Origin of the sequence: Lentihominibacter sp., assembly GCF_046951855.1 — a bacterium.
GTDB lineage: Bacteria > Bacillota > Clostridia > Peptostreptococcales > Anaerovoracaceae > Lentihominibacter > Lentihominibacter hominis.
This window is the reverse complement of record NZ_JBKTXS010000067.1, coordinates 1-2055: the sequence shown is the minus strand read 5'-3', so window position 1 is coordinate 2055 and position 2055 is coordinate 1. Positions and strand designations below refer to the sequence as shown.

Below are 2055 nucleotides of genomic sequence, written 5' to 3'. Positions count from 1 at the left end.
GCTTTATTCTTTTAAAAGAATGTTTTCCCGGCAATATATGCTTTACACAATCTTTATAAAGTTTGAGTGATCCCATACGGTAACTTTTAGATAATAATATCCTGCCCTTTTCAAACAGTACTATCTCTGTACTGGCTCCTCCTATATCTATAAAAGCTCCGGAAGAAACCGAAAGTTCCTGCAGGATACCTGCATAACCAAGCATAGCTTCTTCCTCACCTGTGATCACATCTACATTAAAACCCGTTGCCTTAAAAATCTTTGCTACAGTTTCATCTGTATTAACGACATTACGAAGGGAAGCTGTAGCAAACACATAGATTCGTTCGGTAATACCTAAAGACTGAAGAGTAGATTTAAACTCCATTATACTTTCACAAGCCAAATCGATACCTACATCACTGATACAGCCGTTTTCAACATATCCTGCCAGTCCTGCCATTTTCTTTGCTTTAAACAGTATCTTGAATTTTCCGTTTTTCACTTTATAAACAGTAAGTCTTATTGAATTCGACCCTATATCTATAACTGAATATTTCATAGTTTCTCCAATCCCCCTTGCCAGATTATGTATAAAAGACTTATATCAATTATAATACGGAGATATATGATTTTCTATCCGATTTTTGTTAAATCTATATAAACTAAGTTGCTGTATCACGTGATTCTTCGCATTATTTCCTCACCTTGTTCTCGAGTCTGCGATTTCAAAACAGCCTCTTTTTCTTTTCTTAAAAACAAATTTCTGAATATAAATCGGGCTGCAGGTCCTACGACTATCAGCTGCAATGGCAAAGCCATAATAAAATTCGTACAGTACGCCGTCAAAAAATGCGGAAGAAATAAAAAGGTAAAACCATACAATTTAATTGTAGCCATTATACTGGCAAAGAATACTTGCGTTATCACAGTAAAAAGCTGTATTGTCAGTATTATAAATATAGATCTGTCTTCGGGCCGCACTATGCGAAAAGCAAAATATTTAGCAATATGGCCGGCAAAGAAATAAGCACACAGGAATATGATGACAAACTCTATCCACATATGCAACAGCGCATCAAGAAATAAGGTATTCGTAAAATGATCTGCAGACAGCACCATATTATAAAGTGTCATAAAATAAACCATCATCCATGCAGTAATAAAAGTAAATATGAATGACTGAAACTTTGTCTTAGGCATTTTTTTCATCTTCTCTCAATATTTCCCGGGTTATGTTATAACATTTCCTCTCGTTTATTACTGCTGTGGCCGATTCTGCATCATTTGCCATCTGAGTTATAATCCCGCTGTCATAAAAATCAAAATCTGACCATTTGCTCAGTTTCCTGTCTATTATACGGTCTCCACTTCCGTCTTCTCTGCTTATAGTTATTATGTTTTTCATATTTCCTCCTATTTTACTTCCAACAAAAAGACACTAAACTGCCGCTCCATCAGACATGGGAGCCGGCGATATTTAGTGTCGTTTACTTGTTTTTATTTAATTTTATTATTTATTTTATCATAAAAAATCTTTTGATTTCAAGTTCAAAACTTCATATAAGCTGATAAAATAACCCGTGATTGCTGCAATGCCATATCAATCTGCCATGGGCAAGCTGAGGTATTCTAACTTGCAGATCCCATTCGGGATACTGTTTTTTCAACACTATACTATCACCTGTCAGCAAAGCTACAAATGTTATATAATGATCCTTAGTCATCTGATGATCACTTGATATAAAATATTCATTATCTATAACTTCAACAGATAATTTTTCTTCGTCGCAAGCCTTATTTGCATTCAGAGACTGTAATTTTTTGCCACAACATGAAACTTGGGCGTTTGATACGACTGTTATTATATTTCCACATTGCGGACAAATATAAAATTGTGTGTTTTTCATATTTCCTCCTGTTTCTTCATTCTTAATTATTTTCCCTGAAATCAGAGCTTCCAACTCTATTCCCAAAAGCTCGCACAATCGTGAAAGTAAAGATATATCAGGACACCCTGCACCGGTATCACATAGTTAAAGATATTGGTATCATTCAATCAATTTTGCCGATAAA

3 protein-coding genes and 1 pseudogene are annotated in these 2055 nt (G+C 34.8%); all 4 read right to left on the bottom strand.

The genetic code is table 11. The annotated features are described in order from the left end of the window. Nucleotides 1–541: pseudogene (locus ACLR96_RS10200) on the bottom strand (phosphatase); the annotation flags it as partial. A gap of 116 nt (nucleotides 542–657) precedes the next feature. Next, a complete protein-coding gene (locus ACLR96_RS10195; protein ID WP_177269120.1) occupies nucleotides 658–1182 on the bottom strand; it encodes a DUF2798 domain-containing protein in 525 nt (174 codons plus the stop codon). Continuing rightward, a complete protein-coding gene (locus ACLR96_RS10190) occupies nucleotides 1175–1387 on the bottom strand; it encodes a hypothetical protein (RefSeq protein ID WP_177269117.1) in 213 nt (70 codons plus the stop codon). The genes ACLR96_RS10195 and ACLR96_RS10190 overlap by 8 nt, the downstream gene beginning before the upstream one ends. Nucleotides 1388–1538: 151 nt before the next feature. Continuing rightward, nucleotides 1539–1889 carry a hypothetical protein gene (locus ACLR96_RS10185; RefSeq protein WP_412265869.1) on the bottom strand — a complete coding sequence of 117 codons (351 nt, stop codon included), beginning with the start codon at nucleotides 1887–1889 and terminating at the stop codon, nucleotides 1539–1541. Between the last annotated feature and the right edge of the window lie 166 nt (nucleotides 1890–2055).

What these genes read in the sequence shown, in the direction of transcription:
- ACLR96_RS10185 (WP_412265869.1), bottom strand. Translation starts at nt 1,889, where the DNA reads ATGAAAAACACACAATTTTATATTTGTCCGCAATGTGGAAATATAATA.
- ACLR96_RS10190 (WP_177269117.1), bottom strand. Translation starts at nt 1,387, where the DNA reads ATGAAAAACATAATAACTATAAGCAGAGAAGACGGAAGTGGAGACCGT.
- ACLR96_RS10195 (WP_177269120.1), bottom strand. Translation starts at nt 1,182, where the DNA reads ATGCCTAAGACAAAGTTTCAGTCATTCATATTTACTTTTATTACTGCA.